Annotated in this window: 15 protein-coding genes and 1 pseudogene; 7 read left to right on the forward strand and 9 right to left on the reverse strand. The window is 63.1% G+C overall.

From position 1 onward, the window contains the following. Positions 1–46 precede the first annotated feature (46 nt). The 3 genes from ACFQMF_RS04140 to ACFQMF_RS04150 form a co-directional block, all read right to left on the reverse strand. Positions 47–1,426: an NCS2 family permease gene (locus tag ACFQMF_RS04140; protein ID WP_256410046.1), complete on the reverse strand. Its 1,380-nt coding sequence runs from the start codon at positions 1,424–1,426 to the stop codon at positions 47–49. 125 nt (positions 1,427–1,551) lie between these two features. Then, positions 1,552–2,265, reverse strand: a complete 714-nt coding sequence (locus tag ACFQMF_RS04145; RefSeq protein ID WP_256410047.1) for a phosphoribosyltransferase family protein — start codon at positions 2,263–2,265, stop codon at positions 1,552–1,554. Positions 2,266–2,397: 132 nt separating this feature from the next. Beyond that, a complete protein-coding gene (locus ACFQMF_RS04150) occupies positions 2,398–2,853 on the reverse strand; it encodes a DUF7529 family protein (protein WP_256410048.1) in 456 nt (151 codons plus the stop codon). A gap of 184 nt (positions 2,854–3,037) precedes the next feature. Here ACFQMF_RS04150 and ACFQMF_RS04155 point away from each other — a divergent pair, with 184 nt between their 5' ends. The 3 genes from ACFQMF_RS04155 to ACFQMF_RS04165 are packed head-to-tail and all read left to right on the forward strand — an operon-like array spanning position 3,038 to position 6,710. Next, complete coding sequence (locus ACFQMF_RS04155; protein ID WP_256410049.1) at positions 3,038–4,666, forward strand: ABC transporter substrate-binding protein; 1,629 nt, start codon at positions 3,038–3,040, stop codon at positions 4,664–4,666. A 30-nt stretch (positions 4,667–4,696) separates the two neighbouring features. Then, positions 4,697–5,689 carry an ABC transporter permease gene (locus ACFQMF_RS04160; RefSeq protein WP_256410050.1) on the forward strand — a complete coding sequence of 331 codons (993 nt, stop codon included), beginning with the start codon at positions 4,697–4,699 and terminating at the stop codon, positions 5,687–5,689. A gap of 1 nt (position 5,690) precedes the next feature. Then, a complete protein-coding gene (locus ACFQMF_RS04165; RefSeq protein ID WP_256410051.1) occupies positions 5,691–6,710 on the forward strand; it encodes an ABC transporter permease in 1,020 nt (339 codons plus the stop codon). Positions 6,711–6,715: 5 nt separating this feature from the next. Here ACFQMF_RS04165 and ACFQMF_RS04170 read toward each other — a convergent pair whose 3' ends face one another. After that, entirely contained in the window at positions 6,716–8,011 is a 1,296-nt protein-coding gene (locus ACFQMF_RS04170; protein ID WP_256410052.1) for a transposase, read from the reverse strand. A 259-nt stretch (positions 8,012–8,270) separates the two neighbouring features. On the opposite strand from ACFQMF_RS04170, the gene ACFQMF_RS04175 reads away from it, so the two are divergent. The 3 genes from ACFQMF_RS04175 to ACFQMF_RS04185 all read left to right on the forward strand — a co-directional run bounded on the left by ACFQMF_RS04175 (position 8,271) and on the right by ACFQMF_RS04185 (position 12,645). Next, on the forward strand, positions 8,271–9,533 hold the full coding sequence (locus tag ACFQMF_RS04175) for an ABC transporter ATP-binding protein (protein WP_256410053.1): 1,263 nt from the start codon (positions 8,271–8,273) through the stop codon (positions 9,531–9,533). After that, positions 9,530–10,846: an ABC transporter ATP-binding protein gene (locus tag ACFQMF_RS04180; protein WP_321169241.1), complete on the forward strand. Its 1,317-nt coding sequence runs from the start codon at positions 9,530–9,532 to the stop codon at positions 10,844–10,846. Before ACFQMF_RS04175 ends, ACFQMF_RS04180 begins: the two co-directional genes overlap by 4 nt. Positions 10,847–11,058: 212 nt before the next feature. Beyond that, positions 11,059–12,645, forward strand: coding sequence for a hypothetical protein (locus ACFQMF_RS04185; protein ID WP_256410054.1), 1,587 nt, complete (start codon positions 11,059–11,061; stop codon positions 12,643–12,645). A gap of 127 nt (positions 12,646–12,772) precedes the next feature. Here the strand turns inward: ACFQMF_RS04185 and ACFQMF_RS04190 are convergent, their stop codons facing one another. Continuing rightward, on the reverse strand, positions 12,773–14,401 hold the full coding sequence (locus ACFQMF_RS04190) for a DUF7827 domain-containing protein (protein ID WP_256410055.1): 1,629 nt from the start codon (positions 14,399–14,401) through the stop codon (positions 12,773–12,775). Between the two features lie 330 nt (positions 14,402–14,731). Here ACFQMF_RS04190 and ACFQMF_RS04195 point away from each other — a divergent pair, with 330 nt between their 5' ends. Next, a complete protein-coding gene (locus tag ACFQMF_RS04195) occupies positions 14,732–16,045 on the forward strand; it encodes an RNA-guided endonuclease InsQ/TnpB family protein (RefSeq protein ID WP_256410056.1) in 1,314 nt (437 codons plus the stop codon). 413 nt (positions 16,046–16,458) lie between these two features. Here the strand turns inward: ACFQMF_RS04195 and ACFQMF_RS04200 are convergent, their stop codons facing one another. The 4 genes and pseudogenes from ACFQMF_RS04200 to ACFQMF_RS04215 all read right to left on the reverse strand — a co-directional run bounded on the left by ACFQMF_RS04200 (position 16,459) and on the right by ACFQMF_RS04215 (position 23,098). After that, complete coding sequence (locus ACFQMF_RS04200) at positions 16,459–16,872, reverse strand: winged helix-turn-helix domain-containing protein (RefSeq protein WP_256410058.1); 414 nt, start codon at positions 16,870–16,872, stop codon at positions 16,459–16,461. 249 nt (positions 16,873–17,121) lie between these two features. Then, positions 17,122–19,896, reverse strand: coding sequence for an HVO_2072 family ArtA-dependent S-layer glycoprotein (gene csg, locus ACFQMF_RS04205; RefSeq protein ID WP_256410059.1), 2,775 nt, complete (start codon positions 19,894–19,896; stop codon positions 17,122–17,124). A 60-nt stretch (positions 19,897–19,956) separates the two neighbouring features. After that, positions 19,957–20,061: pseudogene (locus ACFQMF_RS04210) on the reverse strand (surface glycoprotein); the annotation flags it as partial. 442 nt (positions 20,062–20,503) lie between these two features. After that, positions 20,504–23,098, reverse strand: a complete 2,595-nt coding sequence (locus ACFQMF_RS04215) for a hypothetical protein (protein WP_256410060.1) — start codon at positions 23,096–23,098, stop codon at positions 20,504–20,506. Positions 23,099–23,869: the final 771 nt, after the last annotated feature.

Here is a 23,869-nt window from a genome sequence, read left to right on the forward strand (position 1 = left end):
GCGCCGCGCACGGGCGGCGGTCCGGTCCGCCGCCGCGCCGTCCGTGCTACAGGATGTAGCCGGCGGTCGAGAGCACGTAGTAGGCCGCGAGCAGCGCCGCGATGACGTACTGCCCGAGGGCGACGTCGTCGGCCTCGCCGATCGCGACCTTGATCAGCGGGAACGCGACGATGCCGGCCGCGAGCCCGTCGGCGATGGAGTAGGCGAACGGCATCACGGTGACCGTGAGCCCGGCGGAGACGGCCCACGCCGGGTCGGTCCAGTCGACCTCGACGAGCCCCTGGAGCATCATCACGCCGACGACGATCAGCGCGATGAAGGAGGCGTACGCCGGGATCGCGGCGACGACGGGGATCGCGGCGAGCGACAGCAGGAAGAGGACCCCGACGACCAGCGCGGTCAGCCCGGTGCGGCCGCCCTCCTCGACGCCGGTCGACGACTCGATGTACGTCGTCACCGTCGAGGTGCCAAGCACCGCGCCGAACGTGGTCCCGACCGCGTCGGCCATCAGCGGCCGGTCCATGTCGGGGAGGTCGCCGTCGTCGTCGAGGAAGTCGCCGAACTGCGAGACGCCGATGAGCGTCCCGGCGGTGTCGAAGAAGTCGACGAAGAAGAACGTGAACACGACCAGGACGAACGTGAGCGGGTCGATCCCCGAGAGCCCGTCGACGAACGCGCCCGCCAGCGGCGTGATGTCGTACTGCGCGGCGGGGAGCGACTCGGGCGTGACCGTCCCGCGGGCGAACACGCCGCCGAGCGTGAGCGCCCACCCCGCGAGCGCGGTGGTGAGGACGCCGACGATGATCGCTCCCGTCACGTTCCGCGCCCACAGCACGAACGTGAACACGAGGCCGAGCACGCCGAGGATCGCCCACGGGTTCGCGAAGACGTTCCCGAGTGCGACGAGCGTCGCGTCGTCGTTGACGACGACCTGTAGCTCCTGGAGGCCGATGAACAGCAGGAAGAGTCCGATCCCGGCCCCGACCGACCGCTTGACCGGCTCGGGGAACAGCCGGATGACGTACTCGCGGGCGCCGATCGCGGTGAGCAGCATGAAGAGCACGCCCTCGACGAAGACGGCGGCCAGCGCCGTCTGCCACCGGACGCCGAGGCCCAACACGACGGTGAACGCGAAGAAGGCGTTGAGGCCGAGCCCGGGCGCGAGCCCGAACGGCCGGTTGGCGTAAAAGGCCATCACCAGCGTCGCCACCGCCGAGGAGAGCACCGTGGCGATGGCGATCATCTGGATCACCTCCCCCTGGCTGTACCCCTCTATCCGGATCGCGTTCGAGAGGATCGTGGGGTTGACCACGATGATGTACGACATCGCCAGAAACGTCGTGACCCCGGCGACCAGCTCCGTCCGGACGTCCGACCCGTGCGACTCGACGTCGAACCGCGCCGCCAGCGCGTCTGAAAGGCCCATGTACGGACATGGCTCGTCAGTATCTCCACATAAGCCTTGCTGAACGAAATCGGGATGTATCCACGTATATGCGTATTTTCATCGGTTTCTCCCCCGACGAACCGAAAAATACTGGTCGAACGTGCCTACTCGAACGTCGTCAGCGCGCCGACCGGGGCGTCGGTGATCGCCCTCGCGCGCTCCATCCCCTCGTCGCCGACGGCGATGAGGGTGAACACCCCGGTGACGTCGGCCTCGGCCTGGAGGGCGATGTCAAGGAGGAGCTCCTGGGTCTCGCCTGACCGGATCAGGTCGTCGACGACGAGGACGGTGTCGCCGGCGTCGACCGCGCTGGCGGGGAGGTAGTAGGTGAGCTCGATGCCGGAGGCAAGCCGCTGGCGCGACTCGATGAACTCCTCGACGGCGGTCTCCTTCGACTTCTTGGCGTACGCGAGGCGCGCGTCGAAGAAGGAGGCCATCGCCGCGCCCAGGGTGATCCCGTCGGTGGCGGCGGTGAGGACGACGTCGGGCGACTCGAACGCGAACGTCTCCGCGGCGACCGGCGCGACGAGGTCGAGGAACGACTGGTCGAAGACGACGCCGGAGTTGTCGACGTACCCCTCGTCGTCGAACTCGACGCGGGCGATCAGCTCGTCGGCGAGCGCGTCGCGGCCGACCGCCTCGACGACCTCGCTCGCCCGGTCGGCGCCGGGGAGCACGTGGCCGTTCACGTACCGGTTCAGGTCGCCCGACGGGAGCCCGGTCACCGCGGAGAGCTCCTCGTACGTGCGCGTCTCCTTCAGCATCCGCAACACGGCGACCGCCTGCAGCTGGAGGGCCGCCTTCTCTGCGCGGTTCATGGGAATGATCGCGATCGCACAAGTATGAATACGTCGAAGTCGATCGCGGTATCGATACCCACGTGCGTGCGTCGCACGACCGCGGATCCGGACGCCGGGCGGCGCCCCTCGACGCCGACCTCCGCGCCCGTCTCACTCCGCCGGCGCGTCGAAGAACGCCGCGGGATCGTCGATCGCGATCTCGACGCGGTCGCGGTCGTCGAGCGGTCGCAGCCGGACGGTGAGCGACCCGGACGCCTCGGCGGCCGCGCGCAGCGAGGCGAGGTCGTCGTCCCCGAGATACGTGGGCACGCACAGCGCCACCTCCGCCGCGTCGTCGGTGGCGACCACCAGGCGGTACGCGACGCCGCCCGCGGCGCCGGCGTACACGTCGACGCCGTCGACGGCCGCCTCGTCGACCGCCTCCAGCGCCGCGTCGAACTCCGACCCGGGCAAGAGCACGTCGATCCGGGCGGCGTCGGCGACGGGGTTCACCTGCCCCGGGTGGCCCGCGACCGCGGTCCAGCCGCGCTCTCGGTACGCCGCCGCCGTCGACTCCGCGTCCGCCTCGACCGCTCCCCACCGCGGTCCGAGATCGGGTGCGTCCATGTCGCCCCGCTACCGCCGGCGCCCCTACATAGGCGTCGGTTTCCGCTCGCGTCGGGGTTTCGTGCCACGGCGTCGCACGACAGGGATTCGCGACGCCGTTCTGTCGCCGGATCGCCGGCAGGCGGGGCCGACAGCCCCTGTGTCGGCCGGTAGGTTCATAACGTTCTGCTGTCTGGGATCGGCTATGCCGACTGACAGCGACGAACACGTCGACAGGCGGACGGTGCTCAAGTACGCCGGGACGGCCGGCGCGGTCGGGATCGCGGGTTGCACGGGCGACGACGGCGACGGGTCGGACGGCTCCGACGGCGGCGACGGCACGGACGGCGGGGACGGTTCCGACGGCGAGGACGGCTCCGACGGGGGCGACGACGCGTTCGAGCTCGGCGTCACCATGGGGCAGATGGACTCCGGGCTCGACCCGCAGGACCACGCCGAGACGAACACCGAGATCATCACCGGGCAGCTGTACGAGGGCCTGCTCGACCGCGACAAGGAGGGCGGCATCATCGCCGGCCTCGCCGACGAGTGGGAGCGCACCGACGACGGCAGCGTCCGATTCACCCTGCGCGACGGCGTCACGTTCCACAACGGCGACGAGCTGACCGCGGAGGACGTCCGGTTCAGCATCCGCCGAATCGTCTTCAACGACGTCGGCATCGCCAGTCCGCAGACGAACGACCTCGGCCCGGTCTCGGAGGTCACGACCGGCGACGGGGAGGTGACGGTCTCCTTCGAGGGGTACAACCCGATCGCGTTCCAGCTGTTCGCGACGAACGGCGACGTCATGCAGCGGTCGTGGGTCGAGGAGCACGGCGGCGACTACATCAACCGGAACGCCAACGGAACGGGACCGTTCCGCCTCACCGAGTACGACTCCGGCAACGAGGTCGTCTACGGGCCGAACGAGGAGTACTGGGACGGCGCGCCCGCGGTCGACGAGCTCAGCATGACCGCCTCCAGCGAGTCGAGCACGCGGGTCAACCAGCTGCTCGCCGAGGAGACGGACATCGTGACGAACGTCCCGCCGAACGAGGTGTCGCGGGTGAACGGCTCCGACGTGGCGACGATCAACTCCGTGCCGAGCGCGCGGATCATCTTCCTCCAGATGCGCTACGACGTGGAGCCGTTCTCCAGCCGGCAGTTCCGGCAGGCGATGAACCACGCGGTCGACGTCGAGAGCATCATCGAGAACGTGCTCAACGGCTTCGGGAACCTCACCGCACAGCCGACCCTCGAAGGCCACGTGGGGTACAACCCCGACATCGATCCGTACCCGTACGACCCCGACGAGGCCGAGCGGCTCGTCGAGGAGTCCGGCCACGCCGGCGTGGAGATCACGCTTCAGACGCCGATCGGGCGCTACCTCCGCGACGTCGAGATCGCGCAGGCGGCGGCCAACCAGATCGACTCGCTGTCGAACGTCTCCTGTGAGCTACAGCAGCGCGAGTTCTCCTCGCTCGTCCAGGACGTCACCGCGCCGAACATCGAGGACCGCCCGCACTTCACCCTCCTCGGGTGGGGGAACGCCGAGTTCGACGGCAGCCAGACCCTGACGCCGTTGCTCTCCTCCGAGGGCGCGCTCACGATCTTGGAAAACGACGAGCTCGACGGGCTCCTCGACGAGGCGGAGTCGACTCAGGACCCCGACGAGCGGGCCGACATCCTTCAGGAGGCGAACCAGCTCGCACACGACCTCGCGCCGTGGGTGTTCATGCACCAGCAGTTCAGCGTCTACGGCGTCTCCAACGAGATATCGTGGGAGCCGCGGGCCGACGAGTTCATCGACCCGGACACGGCCACCCGACAGTAAGGCGACCGCCACCTCTCCACACCGCTATTCATGTCACTCGGCAGATTCGCACTCAAAAGAAGCCTCCAGGGGGTCGGCGTCGTCTGGGGCGTCGTCACCGTCGTGTTCGCGCTCCGGTTCGTCACGCCCGGCAGCCCGATCAACGCGGTCGCCCCGCTCGACGCGTCACAGGAGACCCGACAGGCGATCGCGGCGGAGCTGGGGCTCGACCAGCCGCTGTACGTCCAGTACGGGCGGTACGTCTTCGAGCTGCTTCAGGGCGACATGGGGCGGTCGTACATCCGCGGCCAGGAGGTCACGACGCTCGTGTTCGAGCGGCTCCCGGCCACCGTCGAGCTCGCCGTCGCCGCGAGCGTCGTCGCCGTCGTGCTCGCCGTTCCGCTGGGCGTGATCAGCGCGACCCGGCGCAACGAGCCGGTCGACTACGGCGCGACGCTGCTGTCGCTCGGCGGCATCTCGACCCCGAACTTCTGGCTCGGGATCATGCTCATCCTCGTCTTCGCCGTGGAGTTCAACATTTTCAACACCAGCGGTCGCGGGGTCGCCGTCGGCGACGTCGCGCTGTCGCTCGTCACCGCCGAGCCGTTCGTCGGGACGCTGCTGACGTGGCTCGCGTACATCACGCTGCCCGCGATCGCCCTCGGCACCTACTTCATGGCGCTCATCACCCGGCTGACGCGGTCGGGGATGTTGGACGAGCTGAGCAAGGGGTACGTCCGGGCCGCGCGGGCCAAGGGGCTCCCCCGGACCCTGATCCGGTACAAACACGCGCTCCGGAACACGCTGATCCCGGTGATCACCGTCCTCGGGCTCCAGCTCGGGACGCTGATCGGCGGCGCCGTCATCACGGAGGCGGTGTTCTCGTGGCCCGGGCTCGGCACGCTCGTCATCGACAGTATCAACCAGCGCGACTGGCCGGCGCTCCAGGGCAGCCTGATCGTCATCGGGACGAGCTTCGTCCTCGTCAACATCCTCGTCGACGTGGTGTACGCCTACCTCGACCCCGAGGTGGTGACCGACTAACATGGTCTCTTCACGTGTCATACGCAATCTCAAGAAGGAGTTCAGGGGCAGCGGGCTCGCGAAGCTCGGGCTGGCGCTGGTGGCGGTCATCCTGTTGACCGCCGTGTTCGCCCCCTTTATCGCGCCGCACAACCCGACCGAACAGCAGCTCGACCAGAGCGAGCTCCCGCCGATCGGCTTCTCGCAGACGGAAGAGCGGACCACCTCGCAGATGGTCGACGGCGAGATCCAGACGGTCACCGAGGAGGTCGAGATCACCGCCGACCCCGACCACGTGTTCGGCACCGACGGGCTCGGCCGCGACATGTTCTCGCGGGTGGTGTACGGCGCCCGCACGTCGCTCGTCGTCGGCGTCCTCGGCACGCTGCTCGCGGCGTCGATCGGCGTGCCGGTCGGCCTGCTCGCCGGCTACCACGGCGGGCGCGTCGACGACACCCTGATGCGGATCGCGGACGTCAGCCTCGCGTTCCCCTCGCTCGTGTTGGCGGTGGCGCTGATCGGGCTCTGGGGCCGCGCGGCGGTGGCGGTCCCCGACCCGTTCGTCGCCGCCGGGCTCGCGCCGGAGATGCCCGAGAGCTTCGTGTTGCCGATAACGGTGGTGATCGTCGTCGGCCTCGTCAACTGGGTGTGGTTCGCTCGGGTCGCCCGGGGGGAAGCCCTCTCGCTGCGCAGCCAGGAGTACGTGAAGGCGTCGCGCGCGCTCGGCGCCGACGACAACGCGATCATCCTCCGGCACGTCCTGCCGAACGCGATCACCCCGATCATCGTCCTCGGCACCGTGCAGGTGGCGGCGATCATCCTGTTAGAGAGCTCCCTGTCGTTCCTCGGCTTCTCCGGGACGACGCTCTCGTGGGGGTTCGACATCGCGCAGGGGCGCGACTACGTCTCCTCCGGCCAGTGGTGGATCGCCTCGATCCCCGGGCTCGCGATCATGCTGTCCGTGATCGGGATCAACCTGCTCGGCGACTGGCTGCGTGACGCCTTGGACCCCGGCATCGAGGGCGAAGGGGGTGCGGCGTGACATCCTCACCCGCCGTGAGCGGCGGGGCTTCCTACAGTGGAAGGCTCGCTACGCGAGGAGGTTTCGGAACTGTACGCCGAGAGGGTCATTTGTCGGGGGTGTCGACTCGCCGCCCGGTGTTCCATGGTGGTGTCACAGCCACTCCCGTCCCCTGGCGAGTCATCGCCTGCCGGTTTCCAAGCCAGGCTCTCTCCCCACGGGTTGAGGCGACCGGCAATGTTGGCCGCCGCGTTGATATCTGCTTGATACTCAGTCACCCAACACTCGTCGTTCGTACATCGGAACGCCGCCTGCGACGACCGCGAGCCGAGATGACCACAGGCATGGCACGTTTGGCTCGTGTATGCCGGGCGCACTTTTTGTACCGGGATGCCCGCGTCGAGAGCTTTATCCTCGATACGGCCGGTGAGACGGGCAAACGCCCAGTTGTGGAGCCGCCGGTTCATCCACGCCCCATAGTCGAGATCCTCGCGGATATCGGTCAGGTCTTCGAGAACAATAACTGGGTTCTCAAAAGACCGGGCGTACTCGACGGCTTCGCGGGAGGCCTTCTCAACGATATCTGTCAGGGCGTTTTGGTAGTGGCCAAATCGGTCATCTATCCGCCACTCGGCGGCGTCACGCTCTTGGAGACGACGGAGAGTTGTGAACATCTCTTTGCGGAGGTGTCGCGCTCGACCACCATCGTAAATGTATGGTTGGGTTGGGGTACCACTATCCGTCAGGGCACAGCCCGTCAGGAGCTTGGATTCACCGATGTCAAAACCAACTGGCGTCGGATCGTCCGGCTCTGTCGGTTCTGCGACTTCGTACTCGACGGTGACGTGGAGCACCCAGCTGGTGGGACGGTCTTGCAGTCGGAACTCGCCGACTGTCAGGTTGCCGTCGAACAGGTCGTCCCACAGTTCCCGCTGAGCGGGGTTGATGCGGAGCGGAATCCAGAAAGCGTTGCCACGGCCGGCCTGCGGAACGCGCCAGCAGAACCCGTGCTCTCGCTCTTCAGAGTGATCGATCTTGAATCCCCGATTCGTGAAACGAATCGGGTGGTCTTCGTCCAATTCCTCGGCGTTATACGTGTTCAAAAGTTCCGGGACGTAATTTTTCAGCGCGTCTTTCGCATAAGACGTAAGAGTATATCTGGTGACAATATTATTAACAGCCGATTGCGTATCCGCCCCGCTCTCGAACGACCGAAAAAGAGCACGACGATACGTCGCCACAGTACGCTGAAGCCGACGCTCTTTGTGCGCCGTCGGCGGCGCGAGTGTGGCTTCAAGTGTTTTCGTGACCGTAGCGGTCATCCAACAATACCACATACCCTCCGAAGGTTCATAAGAATATATAATACAATCTTCATGAATATCAAAAAACATCCATCTCAAGATCGAGGAAGACCAGTACGAGGCATTAAGTGGGTTCAAAAACCGACACGGTTACTCGTGGAAGATTCTTCACCTCAAGGACTACCGTACACTCGACACCAACGAGAGGCAGTAGATGGACAGCCGAGTGTCGCAACTTTCCCTACCCCAAGCAGCAGGATCTCGTGCTCACAAAAAGATGAGTGACACTACCCCCCCAGAAAATGTGACCGTGCCCGCTGACGCCGTCCGCGGGGGCGACACTGCGCTGACCGGGACGCTCGGGCCAGACAACGTGCTCTCGGTCGAGGACCTCTCGACCCGCTTCTTCACCGAGGAGGGACAGATCAACGCGGTCGAGTCGGTCTCGTTCGACCTCCGCGACAACGAGATCCTCGGGATCGTCGGCGAGTCGGGCTCCGGGAAGTCGGTGACCGCGCTGTCGCTCATCGACCTCGTCGAGTCGCCGGGACGGGTCACGGAGGGCGAGATCTGGTACCGCAACCCCGACCTCGCCGACGAGTTCCGCGCGGACGACGCGGTCGGCGTCGACGGCGACCACGTCGACCTCCGGACGGTCCCGCCGCGCGTCCGCCGGTCGCTCCGCGGCCCGTCGTTCAGCACCATCTTCCAGGACCCGATGAGCAGCTTCAACCCCTCGATCACGGTCGGCGAGCAGATCGCCGAGGCGGTCGAGGTCCAACGGCGCGCGGACGCGAACCCGCGGTCGACGCGCTCGCGGACGCAGGGGTACGGGCTCGGTCGGTTCCTCCTCGACGGGATCGTCCCCGGCGGCGGCTACACCAGCGACGAGAGCACCGAGCGGGCGATCGAGCTGCTCGAACGGGTCGGGATCCCTATCCCCGCCGAGCGCGTCGACGAATACCCCGGCGAGTTCTCCGGCGGGATGCTCCAGCGCGCGATGATCGCTCAGGCGCTGGCCGGCGAGCCCGACGTGCTGATCGCCGACGAGCCGACGACCGCCCTCGACGTGACGATCCAGGCGCAGATCCTCAACCTCCTGCGCGAGGTCCAGGCGGACCGCGGCATGAGCATCGTTCTCATCACCCACGACCTCGGCGTCATCGCGGAGATGTGCGACCGGGTCTGCGTGATGTACGCGGGCGAGGTCGTGGAGCGCGGGACGCTCGACGCGGTGTTCGACGACGCCGTCCACCCGTACACGGAGGGGCTCTTGGGGTCGATCCCCGACCTGGAGGACCCGCGACCGCGCCTGCAACCGATCGAGGGCAACGTCCCCGGACTGGTCGACGCCGAGATGGACGACCGGTGTTACTTCGCCGACCGCTGTCCGAAGGCGATGGAGTCGTGCCTGGCGAAGCCCGCGGAGCGCGTCGTCGACGCCGACGCCGAACACGGGGCGAAGTGCGTGCTCGCGGACCGCCCCTACGACCCGAGCGAGGCGCTTCCCGAGGACCACTTCGGGGGTGACGGGGAGTGAGCGATCCCCTCCTCGCCGTCGAGGGGCTCCGGAAGCACTACGCGGACGAGGGGTCCCTGCTCGACCGGCTGCTCGGCGCGGAGACGGAGAGCGTGAAGGCCGTCGACGGCGTCTCCTTCGAGGTCGCCGAGGGCGAGACGCTCGGGCTCGTCGGCGAGTCCGGCTGCGGCAAGTCGACCACGGGCGAGACCGTGCTCCGCCTGCGCGAGGCCACCGAGGGCCGCGTCGCCTTCGACGGGCGGGACCTCTCTGAGCTGACCGACGCGGAGCTGACGGAGTTCCGCAAGCGCGCGCAGATCGTCTTCCAGGACCCGTTCTCCAGTCTCGACCCGCGCATGACTGCCGGCGATATCGTCACCGAGGGGCTCCGTATCCACGGGCTCCCGCGGAGCGACCCGAACGTCGAGACGGTCGCCGACGTGACCGTCGAGGGCGACTCCCTCGACCCCGGCGACGTCGCGGTTCGCGTCGACGACGACGTCGATCGCGTCGTCGACGCCGAGGAGGGGATCGCGCGCGTCGCCGTCACCGTCCGCGAGGACGCGGAGGGCGTCGCCGCCGAGGTTGACCGGCGGCGCGACCTGCTCGGGACGACCGTCGAGACGACCGAGGACGGCGTCGTCGCGACGGTCTCCGTCGACGCCTCCGACCGGCGGATCCGCCTGGCTCGCGCCGGGAGCCTGCTCGAACGCGTCGGGCTCTCGGCCGACCAGACCGACCGCTACCCGCACGAGTTCTCCGGCGGCCAGCGCCAACGGATCGGGATCGCGCGGGCGCTCGCGGTCGACCCGGAGTTCATCGTCCTCGACGAGCCCGTCTCGGCGCTCGACGTGTCGGTGCAGGCGCAGATCCTCAACCTGCTCGACGACCTCCAGGCGGAGTTCGGGCTCACCTACCTCTTCATCGCGCACAACCTCGGCGTCGTCCGGCACATCTGCGACCGCGTCGCGGTGATGTACCTCGGCGAGATCGTCGAGGTGGGGCCGGTCGACGAGCTCTTCGCGGACCCGGCGCACCCGTACACGCGGGCGCTGCTGTCGAGCGTCCCGCGGGTGACGACCGAGGAGCGGGACGGCGAGTTCGAGACGCTCCGCGGCGACGTGCCCTCGCCCCGAAACCCGCCCGCGGGCTGTCGGTTCCACACCCGGTGTCCCGAGGCGCGGACGGCCTGTCGCGAGTCGGCGCCGCCGGCGTACGACGTCGGTGAGCGCCGCTCGGCGGCGTGTTTCCGCGCCGACGCGGACCACCCGTACTGGGAGAGCGAGCCGATCGGAGAGAACGCCCGCGACGCGGCCGAAGAGGCGGGCGACTGAGCGGTTCCGCGGGGGATCCCCTTCTCGGCTCGCCCGGCACCCGGTAGCGAGCGCCCTCCGCGTCCCCCGAGCTCTCCTCCCCGCGCTCGGAGCGCGTTCAGCTATCGGGTTCGATAACTGGCGCACTACAGTTAAGCGTCGACGAGGCGACCGGACGCGTGTACAGGCCGAATCGGCGGCGACCGGCGCCCCGATCCGGCGACTCGCCTCACATGATCCCGGACACGACCCCGTCGAACCGCGCGCTCCGTACCGCGCTCTGTCTCGCCCTCTGTCTCTCGCTCGTCGGCGCCGGCGTCGGAACGGGACCCGCGACGGCACAGGCGGCGCCAGCAATTGATGTGATGATTGGTGGTGAGTCATTTACCGACAACAGCGAAATCACTGTCATGACGGATCCAACCGCCAACGTCACCGTCAGCTCGAACGGAACGATCGACTTAATCGAGATTCGCGTTAACGGAGTGATCCGTCACTCGTACCACCCTAACTCTCAGTCGTTTAATCGAAGCATCGCGCTTGATCTTGACCCAAATAAAAATACCGTGGAGGTGATTGCGAGAGGAGCAGAGGTCGCTTCGTCGGAAACGACAGTTATCAAACACACTGCCGCGCCGTGGGTCCGCTACAGCTCGCCGTTCTCTACGAGTGTTGTAGGTGGACCCCCCAACGAGACGAACGTCTCTGGAGGCCAGGTGACGCTCGCCGGCACGCTCCATACAGCATCAGACGTTGAGTGGATCTGGATTGAACGCACACATTTTAAATACGCTTCTAATCAGTCTATCCCAACTGAGCGTAACGTCTACCGGCTCCCGAAACCGGGCGACTCGTTTTCACAGGATCTGTTGCTTGCGAACGGAACAAACAGAATTGTGGCACGGTATGCTGACTCAACCGGTCGGATACGAAAGGACTCGTTCCGATTGATCGTCGACGATGTAACTGACCCGACTATCACGCTTCACGCACCGAACGAGAGCTACACCGATTCAGTACGTGTCCGGGGAACCGTTCGTGACGAAACAAAACTCCACCGGGTGACACTCAGTCGCACCAGCAACGGCGCATCGCAGGTACTGTTAGCCGGCGACGAGCCTGGACCGGAGCCGGAGCGACTCACCTATGACGTTAACACGACGATCGATCTGTACGATACCAACGAGGATAACGAGTTCCGCCTTGTCGCCGAAGATTCCTCTGGCAACGTTGAAAATCAAACATTCAGCGTTGCGTATGATCCAACCCCGCGTGTGACCGTTACGGAGAACGTGACCAATGTGACTGCCAAGACGGTTCACGTTGCCGGCAATGTCTCAGAAGCGCAGATTCGCCGTGTGACACTCGAATCGATCGACACGCGGTCCGGCGAACGGCTCGACATCGCTCGAGTGTACGAGGCAGACGCGCCGCCAGCGACGACCGTTGATCTTAATCATACGCTCACGGCCGTCCCCGGTAAAACCGCCGTCAATCTCATTATTGCGTATGAACACGGACAGTACTCTCGGTCGATCACGCCGGCAGTCAGTACGCCACCCGAGTCGGCCGACGAGGAAGCGACGGACACCTCCGCCGCTGACGGAGCTGGAAGCGACAGGAACGAGGACAGATCCGGATCTGACGACGAATCGAGTGGCAACGCGAGCATGGTGACCGGGGATGGTGATACGCCGGTAACCGGTGACGAGAACCCGTTAGATCGAGCCGGTCCCGTGTTCGTCCCCATCCGAACCCGCGAGGCGCTCGGCGGGGTCGCAGTTGTGGGAGCGACATATCTGCTCGGCCACCGGATTTGACCGGAATCGTCGCGAAACGGGGCCCACTCTCCTTGTGGTGGTGTTCTTTGCATCCGTCCCGAAACAGTACGGACGCGGAGCATCGAAGCAATCTCGGCCGAACCAAGACGACGACCAGAGGAGTCCGTTAATTGTACTCAGTCGGCCCGGCGATGACGGAGCCATCTCGCTGAATCGAGACCTCGATGTCGAAGTCACTCGCAGACCTCGAGAGGTCGAACTCGCAGCCGACAGCGCCGTCAGATTCTACTGTGGCCACGCAGTTGAGCACCTGGCTGATACCGCCGCCCGACTCGTCGGCCTCCACGCGGATGATCACTGACCCCTCCGGCGCGAGGTTGGTGTCCGCGGTCACGGAGAGCTGCTCGTCGTCACCCACAGAGCGGTTGGTAAACTCGGCGGTGGGCTCGACGACAGTGAACGGCTCGCGCAACGAGACGCGCGGCACCGGCTCCGGAGCGGCCTCGCCGACCGTCAGCTCCACGGCGTACTCCTCGGTCGCGAGCGCGTCCGTGTCGATCATCGCGACGAGCCCACCATTGTCTATGTCGTATGCGGTCTCGACCGCCGCGAGCGGCGCGGTCGGCCCCTCGCCGTCCGCCGTCGTCAGACGGAGGTCGACGCCGTACCCAAGTGTCCCCTGTCCCGCGGGCCCGTACAGCACGGTCCCGCGCTCGTGATGGGTCGTTCGCTCGCCGTCGAGCGCGACGCTTACAGCCTGTGGCCCGGTCACCTCGGGGTTCTCCATCGCGTAGGCCAGCCGGAACGTCTGATTGCTCGCGATGGTGACCGACCGGTCGAACGTAATCGTCATGCGACCGTCGGTGCTCGTCCGAGTGTTTTGGATCGCGATCCCCACCGAGCGGTCGATGTAGCCGTCACCCGTCTCATCGATCCCGATTGCCTCGATGTCGCTCCGGGTGAACTGGTGGACGGTCCGCGGCGGGACGGCGTCATCAATGCCGTAGTCGATCGTCACTGACCGCACCGAGACATCCTCGTCAGGTGCCGTCTCAATTGTGTGAACTGTCTGTGCGCTAGGAGCGCTGTTAGCGGGAAACACGAGGTTGTTCGCGGGCGCAGGTGATTCAAGAATTCCGCCGATTCCGCTGACGGCGAACGCCGTCCGCACCTGGTCACTGCGGGCGGCAGAGAGCGGATCGGCTGCGTCCGTCTCGCTCGTCCCGTCATCTGCGCTCGCGTCGCCCGAGCTGCCTGCTGTCGTCTCGGAGTCGCCCGCTTCCGGATTGAGTGAGGCGTCTGGAGCGACGACGGTCGCGTTGCTGCTGCTGGCGGTCGGCTCCTCAACGGCGAGCACGGCCGCGACGCTTGTCTCGGCGGTCGAGACGATCAGGTTGTAGCGCCCGGTGTCGAGGACGGCCCCCTCAGGTGGGTTCGCCTCAGCGAGGAGCCGGGCCTCGTCTGCGTCGCCAGCCGCGGTGAATCGCTCGTCGCCGTCGACACCCTCGCCGTGGAACGTGTTGGCGCGGACCTGGACGGTCCCGTCGCCGTCGCCGTCGTGTACGCGAAGCGTCGCCCGGTATGGCAGACTAGCTGCATTGATCTGGAGGGTTGCTCGGTCGGCGTTGCGCAGCTGCAGATCGATCGTTGCGACGTCACCCTGCGCCACCGTCGTCCGAGCGTCGCCGAAGCCGACGGCGGGCTCGGACTGCGCCGCCGCGGGGGCGGCCAGCGGCGCGGCGATCCCCGCGACACCGACGAGGAGGACCGCCGCGAGGGTGAGACGTGTGTCCATGTATGCCCTGATCTACCGCCGTCGCGGGTAAATACTTTCTGTGACGGGGTTTCGAGAACGGTGGCTACAGACGTTCTACCGTGGTATCGGGGAATCACGCACCACGGCACAACTGGACTAGTCGGAGGTATCGAGCGCGCTCACGGCGAGTTCGCGGTTTGGAACGGCTCATCGTTATAAAATACAAGGAGAATACCCGCGCCTTCAGGCGCGGGATGAATCCGACAACTCTGACACACCCTACTATCGATAGCAAGTTTGGATATTCCACCGTTCTCAGCCAGATCTTTTATTGATGACCTAACTATAACTTGTTATAGGGTGTTTCAGATGCTGGAAGTCCACCGCACCCACCAAGCGAAAATCCTCAACCACGGTCAGGTAGTGGAGTCGCTTGACAGGCACGGGTGGTCAGCCAGCAAGCTCTGGAACGTCGCTAACTACTACTCCCGCGAAGTATGGGATGAAACAGGTGAAATCCCCGATCACGGAGACCTCAAAGACGAGTTGAAGACCCACAACAAATACAAAGGGCTGCACAGTCAGTCCAGTCAGCGCGTTCTGGAGGAACTCGCTGAAGCCTTCAACTCGTGGTACGGCTCCGATGATGACAGAGATAACCCCCCCGGCTACCGCAAAGAAAACTACTACGACCAACAGGGTCGTCGCGTCCACGAAGAACACCCGCGTAGCACGGTGACGTGGAAACAGAAAGGCATCCGTCACGACTCAAAGAACGATCGGGTTCGCCTCTCAAAAGGTCGAAATCACAAGGAGTATCCCCGAGCGAGAGAGTACATCCTCGTTGAGTACGAAACCGCACCCGGCGTCACCGTCGAAAATCTACAACAGGTTCGCGCCGTCTACGACAACTCAAACGGGCAATGGGAACTACACCTCGTCTGCAATGACGAAGTTGAGACTCCTGACGCTCCCGGCACCGAGACGGCAGGTATTGACCTCGGTATCTGTAACTTTGCCACCGTTGCGTACAGTACCGAGGAAGCTGACCTCTACCCCGGCAACCGGCTGAAACAGGACGGCTACTACTTCCCAAAAGAGATTGCCAAGTGCGACGACTCAGGTGGCGAAGAAGCCACCCGTCTACACGCGAAATGGTCGGAGCGGCGCACTCACTTCTTCCACAGTCTCGCCAAACATATCGTTCAACGGTGTGTTGAAAACCAAGTTGGTCGTATCAACGTGGGGGACTTGGGGGGTATCCGAGAGGACGAAGATGGTAGCTCAAAGAACTGGGGTCGGCACGGAAACCTCGACTTGCACGGGTGGGCGTTCGACCGCTTCACGGACCTGCTCGAATACAAGGCGAAAGTGGAAGGCATCAAAGTCGTAGAAGTGTCCGAGCGCGACACGAGCAAGACGTGTTGTATGTGTGGGAGAGAAGACGGTAGTCAGCGTGTTGAGCGTGGTCTATACGTCTGCGAGGAGTGTGATGCGGCGTTCAACGCAGACGTGAACGGGGCGGAGAACATCCGTCTCAACATGAACGAAAGTAACTCCGAGTCTTCGGCCAGTTTGGACGAGGATAGGAGTACCGGCTGGTTGGCACAGCCCGGAGTCTACCTATATGATTTGTCCAGCGGATTCCAACCGCAGGATCAAGTGGTAGACTGCAAATCCTAATATCCCAAACCAGCGGCGCGGTGCCGTGGGATTCCTCCGCCTTCAGGCGGAGGAGGATGTCAACTCCGCGGACCGTCGATCACGGGATGAGCGAAATGAGCGACTTTTTCACCAGTCTCCGTCCCGCCTCCGTGAGCTCACCGCTCGTACTCCCGTTCGCGATCGTTCTCGGAGCGATCGTGTACAGCGCCCACGGCATGAGGTACGAGGCGTCAGCGAACGAAATCCCGTCGAGGTGTTCGTCTTCGAGTTCCGGAGTCGTTTGCTCGTACGCTCCCGCACTCGTTCCGATACACATCACGGTGCAATCGGTAGCGCTGAACGGATGCGTCTCGTGAGCCAAGACGACGACCGGTCGCTGGGGATGCGCACCCGTCGGATCCCGCGCCCAACAGACGGTTCCCGCAGGTAGCTTACTCATCGGACTCGTCGCGCTCCGCTTCCAGCGCGTCGAGTTCCGCGTCGAGTTCGTCGTTGGTACGATCCTCACCGATCCGCTTCTCCGGTTCCTCGGGCGTGACGTCGTCGTCGCGGTGGCGACCGAACAGCCGGTCGACTTGGTCGAGGCTGGCGACGTACCGCCGGACGTCGGACCGGTCGTCGATGGCGTGATAGTAGCCGTCGTCAGTCTTCCCGACGAGGCCCTCGTCGCGGAGGCGCGCGAGCGTGGTCGTGGCGGTCCCGCGAGGGACGTCGAGCTCCTCCGTGACCTCCTGCGGCGAGTACCCCCAATCGGGGTGACGGTAGAGAAACGCCGCGATGTCCGACTTCGTGGTCCCCGGTCGCAGTGGAAGGTCGGCGTCGTGATCGTCGAGGAGTACCGGCATGGTGTAGCCGACTGTAATCGGTTGTACCATATGACTGTTGTGCCCGATCACGGCAACGCCGGAGCGTTCGTCACGGTCATCCGGTCGCCCGAGGAGTGGTGCGTCGGCGAGCGTGGTGTACCAGTCACTACGGCGTCGCGTCGGCGGCGACCGCGAGACGGATCGCTCTCGAAGCGTCGAGACGCGCGAAAAAATGGAACCGCGAACCGCGTGGGCCGAACGGGAGATCCGTTCGGTAGTTAGTCGGCGTTAGTTGTCGCGACGGGTCGCGAGCAGGGCGGCCGCGATGAGGGCGACTAGAGCGACGAGCGCGCCGAAGCCGGGCGTGCTGTCGTCCGTGCCGCCGTCACCGCCATCGTCGGTACCGTTGTCAGCGCCGTCGTCACCGTCAGCGCCGTCGTCGGCACCGTCCTCGCCGTCGTCGGCACCGTCGTCGGCACCGTCCTCGCCGTCGTCGGCACCGTCGTCGGCACCGTCCTCGCCGTCGTCAGCGCCGTCTTCGCCGTCGTCAGTCTGGCGCTCTTCGACGATTTCAACGTTGACACGGTCCGTACTCTCGCCGTCGTCGGCTTCGATAATGTACGTCCCAGTCTCAACGTCAGAGGTGTCCATCGTAACGCTCCACTGACCGTTGCTGCCCCACGTGTCGGTCGAGACCGACTGGATGGAGTTCTCGTCCTGCGTCAGGAGCTCAACGGTGATGGCTGCGTTGTCAGGCTGGCGGTTCGTGTCGCCCTCGACAACAACCGTCTCACCAGTTGCGACCGGGTTGAGACCGCTTGCCTCAGCCGCTTCGGGGTAGACGTTGTTAACCGAGAGCGTCGGGTCGTTAATCCGGAACGTCGTCGAGACGATCAGGTCGTCGCTCCCGGTTTCATCAACCGTGTTCGCGAGGATCTGACTCCGGATCTGGTCACCGGTACTGCTGCCCTGACCGAGACCCTGAATCTCGTTGACGACCTCACTAGCAGTGCCCCAGTCGCCGCCATCGCCGAACTGGCCGTCACGAGACGGCGAGATGACGTGACCGGAGACCGCACCCTGCGAGATGTCGACAAGCGAGATATCTTCTTCTTCGAACGTGTCGTCGTTATCGACGGTGATCTCCTGGGCGTACGTGTCGCCACGCTCACCAACGAACGCAACCACAATCGTATCCTGACCGGTTGCGGTACCGTTCACGTCGATATCTTCGTCAACTTCGTCAGCAATCTGACCGTTGATTGTGGCGAAGTTGGCGCTCAGGTCGCCGCTCTGGGCCGTGATCGTCTCACGGGTGCTCGATGCACTGCTGAAGTCAGAGTTGGACAGCTGGTCGAACTCATCAGCGTCGTCCGGGAGGTCCGCAACGTCGACGGCACCGATGCCGTAGTTCCCCTCGAACGCGAGGATGTTACTGGCACTGCGCAGGTTCACGTCCTCCTCTTCGAAGCTGTCGTCCGAGTCAACCGAGATGAAGTCGTCTTCATCCAGCTCGCCATCGTCGTTGACGTCGAGCAGCTCCCACTCGTTGTTGTCACGAGCGTAGATGGCAACCTCATCGGCGCTTGCGGCCGTCCCGTTGATGTCAGCCTCGGACCCGATGGTGTACGTCCCGGTCGGGCTGTCGAGGACGATTTCGCCCTCCTCAACGTCGAAGCTCACATCGTCAAGCGATTCGAGGCCATCAACGTCCGGCGTCGAGGCGTCGGTCGCCTCGTACACCTCGACCTCAACCGACGAATCGTCAAGCGCGCCCGTGTTGATCGAGCCGACACCGGTCGTGCCGTCGATCTCGACGGTAGCGTACGCGTAGTCGAAGTCGCCGTTATCCGAAACGACGCCCGTATCCTGGACGTCCTCGACGTTCCGGAAGATGTCTTCCGCAGTGTCTTCGTCGATATCGTCACGGAAGTCGTTCGCGTCGATCGTAACCGTGTGGAAGTCGTTGTTCGTGCCGCCGCTCACGGTGTACTCGACGTTGTCACCCTGCGTGACACTGTCTTCCGCCACGTCGATCGAGACGGAGTCCTGGCTGGTCGTCTCGATCGTGTACTCCTGGACGACGTCGTCCTGGTCCAGATCGTCGTTGCCCTCGAAGGTGACGGTGTACTCGCCGGCATCCTCGGTGCTCAAGTCGAGCTCAACGCCAGTGCCACTTTCGGTGAGCACGTCGCTCCCCTGAACCACTTCGCCGGTAATCTCGGAGCCGCTGGGGTCTTCAACAGACACCTCAAGTCCCTCAGCGTCGTCGAAGTTCCACTCAGCGAAGATCTCGAGATCGCCCGAACGCGAGGAGGCAACCTGGTCGATGTCGTCACCGTTGAGACGGACCTCAGAGGTGGTGATCCGCGGCTCGACAACGGTGGTGCTGAAGCCACCGTCACCGGACTCCGGCCCGTTCAGATCGTAGGTACCGGTATCCTCATTCTCCGGGATGGGCATCTGGAGCGGGGTACCCTCACGGTTGCCGGAGGTACCCGACAGCTGGCTGGCCGAGTAGACCTCGTTGGTCGCCGGGTCAATGAAGGTTATTCCTTCCTCACCCTGGTAGACAGTGTTCCCGCTAGTGACGAGGACGTCACCCTCGGAGACACCGTCAATCTCGGCGTCGGTTTCGTCGGCAACGTCGCGGTTCTCGATGGCGCCGTCGCCACCGTCGGAGCCATCAGAGCCGTCCGAGCCGTCGCCGCCGTCACCACTACCATCAGTGGTAGTGAATTCTGTCTCGCCACCCACGCTCGTCTCCGAGTTCGGACCGTTCGTAGCCGTCCCGGAGATCGTGTGCGTGGCGTTCGTCTGGTTCAGGGCGGTGACGGTGTACTCGACCGTGACCGTCGATCCGTCACTCAGTGCACTGGAACTAAGACCAACGGTAGCGCCGGTTCCATCGGCGCCCTGGCCCGTTAGGTCAGTAGGACTGACTGCGGATCCGTCAACCTGAATTGAATCAATCGATGCATCTTGGAAGTCCGGACTGAACGTCTCACTCAGTCCGAAGTTCGCGCTTCCGTTATCAACTGTGACCTGTGTCGTGACAGTCACATCAGCGCCGGGAGCCGGACTCTGGTTACCGATGTCTCGATTGGAATCCGAGACAGCGGCGGAACCAGTGCCCGCAACCGCGAACACTGACATGACCATAAGCACAGACAGCAGGATCGCTCGAATCTGCTTGCTGCGTGTCATATTTAGTAGTGTGTTTATCATACCGAACACGTGGATTCGCTTGCCCACAGTTCGGCACGATACATACTCAAGACGTAATGGGTGAGGTAAATACTTTGTGTGTTATCTTGTTCACGCCATTGTGTTATAGACAAAATAATTGCAAAAAACTGTCTGACAGGCACTGGGGCCTAATTTGGATAGCTGGGGGGTAGCAAGGTTATCTCTTGTGAACCCCGCTGAGGGTATCTCGTCGGGAGTGCAAACAGCAGCTGGGGAGTGGGTGGATACACACGCTGCCACCAACAATTGCATTTTCATGATATGTGAGTGCACACCACACATTTTGATTGACTTCTATACACAAGTTCTGCCGCCGGTTACCTCAAAATGATCACAACAAGCGATGCAGAAACCCATGTCCTGAGATCAAAGGGCGCGTCCATGCCTGCTAAAATCCCGTAGGAGGAGGATTCTCCCGGGCTCACGTGGCAGATGTTAAGACACGGTATCCAACGCCGTATAATAGAATACTCAAAATATAGCTGAAAATTCCGAACCCAAAGCCGTTGACGCGGGTTATCAGTAGTGATATAATCGACGGTACTGACTGTGGGACTGTCGGCGACTGGGAGTCTGTGGGAGGCTGCACCGTGGTGGTTTTTGGCGCGGAATCGACTCCACGCGGACGGGCTGATTGTGTCATCGTTACTGTTGTTGTCTGGGCTGTTGTATTGAGTCTGAACCGCTGGCGGTCGTCAGCGTTGATGGTTTCCGCGACAACAACGTAACGGCCAGCAGACAAGTTGCTCGTGTCTAATGAGACGTTCCAGCGACCAGCCGCCCAGGATGACACCTGTGTGCGCTGTCTGATTTCTGTATTCTGACGGAGTGTGACAAGAAGCGATGTCTCAGACGGCCGGTTGTTTGTACTGCCTCGAATACGAAGCGCTTGACCTGTCTGGCCTTCTGTCGTGACGTTTGTAATAGTGATACGCGGTTGAGAAACCTGAATGCGTTCGGTAACAACTCGGTCATCACTCCCAACATCTGCCCGTGTCTGTGAGAGGATCACATCAGCCGCTTGAGCCGGCGTCATTCCGCCGGTCACACGCTGATTTAGATACGCAGCTACCCCGGTAAGTGTCGTTTCGGTATCGGTATCGGCGCCTGGTAGCTGACCATCACCAACAATCCCGTCACGACCGGTTGAGATTGCATACAACGTCGCCTCTCCCGCTGCTACGTCTCCAACAGTAACCGTGTCAGTGAACGTTGGCCCGTCAGTGCTGATAATTTCGGTTTGGATCGTGCCGCGCGCGCCTACGAGGGCAACGAGAATCTGTTCGGATCCAGTAGCCTGCCCTGCCACGGACAGATCCGTTGTCGTGGTCGCTATCGTCTGGTTTTGCCCAGCTCGGGTGAGGGTAAGATTCCCATTCCGAACCGTGAGACCTGTCGTGTTTACATTCCTATTTAGAAATACCGGTGCCGGGACTCGCGTCGGCAGTGATTCATTTGACGTGGTGCGTTGTACTGCAGCCACAGGTACAACCCCAACTTGATACTGACCGGGCAGAGAGAGGATGTCATTCCCCGGCAGATCGCCAGACGAAATTTTAATTTCGTCGGCGGAAAATGAACTCCCTGAGACGTCGATCTGGGCGTCTCTTTGGCCATTTTCACCGTCAAGATCAATAAGCTCAAAGCCACGCTCTGTGCGAACATACAGTGCCACGGCGTCGACGCCGGCGCTTGCTGTGCCGGCGATCGTTGTCTGAGCGCCCGTGGTGTAGACTTGTGGCTCACGAAGAGAAACAGATGTATCCATGACAGTGAGCGTGGCCGTATCGAAGCCAGTTGGCGTCGGTTGCGGCTCCCGTGAGAGGAAAACGTCGGCAGTATCGGCCAGGAAGCGCGTCCGAATTTCGGTTGCCCCGGCTGCGTCATCCGGATCAATTTGGACGGTCGCATACACCGCGCGAACAGCTTCATCGGGCACAGCACCGTCAGTATACGTTTGCTCGTCTGTAACCAGACCAATCTGTTCGGTATCGCCAACGTTACGGAAAATCTGATAATAGTCGTCTTTCTCAACCTGCGAGCGAATATCAGCTGCTGGAATAGCAGTCGTGTAGGTTGCTCCGCCGCTACCGTTTTGGACGGTAATTCCAGTTGTGGTGCCTCTCGAAGCTGACGCTGATTCGAGTGAGAGAGACGGCTCGCCGTCAGTAATACTGACTGTAGATTGGACTTGCGCGTCGTCGGTCTGGAGATCATCTGATCCAGTTACAGTAATCTGTAGGGCGGATGCCTCAACGGAATCGAGCGCGACATCCCAGCGAACAAACCCCCCGGCAGAGATTGTTCCCGACGTCCCAGTCCCAGCAACAATTGTCGTTTCCTCAAGCTCGATTTCCTGTGAGCCTGAGCTGACCTCCCCGGTTATCTCGTAGGTCTGATCGTTATCTCCCACACCGAGGGTGTACTCAACCGTAACTGTATCCCCGGGAGTAAGATCTTGGTACGCAACAGCCACTCCAGTTTCGTCTGCAGCAGCGACAAGCGGCACAACTGACTCATCGTTGACGGTTAACGACTGGATTTCCGCGGAGCGAACAGCGGGCGAGAATTCCTCACTAATCCCAATCCGTCCAGCTGATCCGACAGTTGCAGTAATCGTTACTGTCGTTGAACCACCTTGCTCCAGGTTAGTGTTGGTGACAGTTCGACTGGCCTCAATCGGTGTTTCTGTCTGAGTCTGCGTCTCGATTGGGGTAGCGTGTAGACCAGCTAACCCTGTCGCTCCATGGTTGCTTTTTGATTGCGTGGAGCCGTGGATTCGGGTAGCGGCTGGTCCTCTCGGCTCGTGAGCGCGATTCGTCGCTGTTTGGACAGCAGCAGGTTCGCCGTTATCAGTTTCCTGTCGGACGCGTGGTCCGTCAATGACCTCATCTGTGATATCAAGCCCTGCTGGCGTTTCGACTGTCAGTTTCAGCTGTTCAGCGTCCTCAAAATTCGACTGTGCAATTACAGGGATCCGGTCGGTTTCAGCAGTGCGGACAAGCCCACCGCTCACGTCAGCACCTCGTCTGTTTTCAATACGGAACCCCGTTATCTGTGGCTGTCGGACCGTGATGTTTGGCGTTGCATTCGTGCCATCAGTCGAGTAGCTGCCAACCGGTGCGTCAGACCGAATTGGCGTCTCGACGAGAGTGCCTGCAGCACTCCCTGTGGTACGAAGCAGCCGGTCGCTAAGATTGCCCCTAAATGAGATATCGGCTTCGCCTTGGTACACAGTCGCACCGCTGTATACGTACCCTGATCCATTAGCCCGATCAAACGATCCGGACGGACCAGCCCGTCGGGTAGGTCCGATCGGCTGAATCGTGTATCCAGTCAGCACAGTCGCGTTTCCAGCGGCCGGCGAACCATCCGGCGGTACCATCCGGAGTTGTTTTTGTGTCACGTTTGAACGGGCCGGATGTGACAATCGAAGGTCAAATCGTACAGCCTCAATCGGCTGTTCAGTACGCAACCGGAGGATTACTTGTCCCGTCGCGGTTGTCTCAACCGCAAATTGTGGGGAGACGTTCGCTTCGGTTCTGACCGCAGAAACTGTTACGTCAGCTGTCCGGTAGGGGGTCGGCAAGAGAACGCCAGTCCTGTTCGGAAGGGGGCTCTCAGAATCAATTGTTATTTGATGCGCGATGGTTGTGGCTGCTGGCGGCGTCTGAGGCGTTATCTGACCCGTGACCGTTGGCAGCGCCGTACTGTCCTGTGTCACGATGGTGGTTTGATTCCCACCTTGATCGGTGGTGGTTTGATTCCCACCTTGATCGGTGGTGGT

It is taken from the genome of Halorubrum rutilum (genome assembly GCF_042665015.1).
GTDB classification, from domain to species: domain Archaea; phylum Halobacteriota; class Halobacteria; order Halobacteriales; family Haloferacaceae; genus Halorubrum; species Halorubrum rutilum.